2 protein-coding genes are annotated in these 1,782 nt (G+C 68.6%); both read left to right on the top strand.

Annotation, left to right across the window (positions count from 1 at the left end):
• Window positions 1–885 (top strand): phospholipase D-like domain-containing protein (locus ACRDSQ_RS22335; protein ID WP_431423763.1); only part of this gene is annotated, 885 nt, incomplete at its 5' end.
• 10 nt (window positions 886–895) lie between these two features.
• Window positions 896–1,753, top strand: a complete 858-nt coding sequence (locus ACRDSQ_RS22330; RefSeq protein ID WP_431423764.1) for an NUDIX hydrolase — start codon at window positions 896–898, stop codon at window positions 1,751–1,753.
• Window positions 1,754–1,782: the final 29 nt, after the last annotated feature.

The raw sequence follows: 1,782 nt of genomic DNA, 5'->3' as shown, positions 1-1,782 counted from the left end.
GCCGAGGCGGGCAAACAGGTCGTCGCGCTGGTGGAACTGAAGGCCCGCTTCGATGAGCAGGCGAACATCAAGTGGGCGCGCGCGCTGGAGAAGGCGGGCGTGCACGTCGTGTACGGGCTGGTGGGTCTCAAGACGCACTGCAAGATCTCGCTCGTGGTGCGGCAGGAGGGGTCCACGATCCGCCGCTACTGCCACATCGGCACCGGCAACTACAACCCGAAGACCGCGCGACTCTATGAGGATGTCGGCCTGCTCACCGCCGAACCCACCATCGGCGCCGACCTGACCGACTTGTTCAACGTGCTCACCGGGTACGCCCGCCAGGACACCTACCGCGGTCTGCTCGTGGCCCCGTATGGGGTGCGGCGCGGGATCATCGAACGGGTCGACGACGAGATCGCGCACCAGCAGGCGGGCCGGGCGGCCGGGATCCGCATCAAAGTCAACTCCCTGGTGGACGAACAGGTCATCGACTCGTTGTACCGGGCGTCGCAGGCCGGGGTGCCGGTGGAGATCGTGGTGCGTGGCATCTGCGCGCTCAAGCCGGGGATCCCGGGGCTGAGCGAGAACATCCAGGTGCGGTCGATCCTGGGGCGGTTCCTGGAGCACTCGCGGGTGTTCGTGTTCAAGGGCTGCGACGAACACTGGATCGGCAGCGCCGACATGATGCACCGCAACCTGGACCGGCGCGTGGAGGTCCAACTCCGGGTCACCGACAAGCGCCTCGTCAAACAGCTCGACGACATGCTGGACTCGGCCATGCACCCGGCGACCCGCTGCTGGATCCTCTCCGGCAACGGCGACTGGCACCCCTCACCGGTGGGGGCGACGTCGGTGCGCGACCACCAGGCCGAGTTGCTCAAGCGTCATCGAGCCTTGGGGTAGCCCAGTGACAATGCCCATTCTCGCCGCGGGCGCCGTGTTGTGGCGGCGGGCGGCGGAGGTAGAGATCGCCGTAGTGCACCGCCCTCGGTACCGGGACTGGACCCTGCCCAAGGGAAAACTGGACGAGGGCGAATCCCGCTACGCCGCGGCGGTCCGGGAAGTGGCGGAGGAGACCGGGTTCCGCTGCGCCCTCGGCCGGTCACTGGGACAGGTGTCATACGCGGTCGGCGGCGTGCCGAAGACCGTAGACTACTTCGCGGCCCGGGTCATCGACGGAGAGTTCACCGTCAATGACGAAGTGGACGAGCTGCGGTGGCTGACACCTTCGGCGGCGGCGGAGCAGCTGACCTACGACCACGACCGCGCGGTACTGGCCACCTTCGCCGCGAACGGCCCGGAAACCGCGACCGTACTGTTGGTCCGCCACGGCCACGCCGGCCGCCGCGACAAGTGGCACGGCGTCGACGACGAGCGGCCACTGTCCAAGACCGGCAGGCGGGAAGCGAAGACCCTCGGGCGCCTGATCCCGCTGTTCGCACCGGACCGGATGTATTCGGCGCCGAAAGCCCGCTGCGTGCAGACGGTCGCGCGGGTGGCCGAACAGCTGGGTGTGGACGTGCGGCTGGAGCCCGCGCTGCTGGAGTCGGCTGATCAGGCGAAAGCCCTGGACCGCCTGCGAGAGATCGTCGGCGAGGGCGGGGCGGCGGTGGTGTGCAGCCAGGGCCGAGTCATCCCCGGCCTGGTCAGCGGCCTGGCCAAGGATTCCAGTGTGGACGCTGGCGAGATCCGCAGCCGCAAGGGCAGCGTCTGGCTCCTGTCCTTCGCCGAGGACCAAATGATCGGCGCCCGATACATAACGCAGGCATGAAACGGCCTGAGCAGCGCACGCGGCCGAGC

The organism is Actinokineospora sp. (assembly GCF_050699995.1).
GTDB lineage: Bacteria > Actinomycetota > Actinomycetes > Mycobacteriales > Pseudonocardiaceae > Actinokineospora.
The sequence above is the reverse complement of the archived record's forward strand: the minus strand, read 5'-3'. Positions and strand labels throughout refer to the sequence as shown.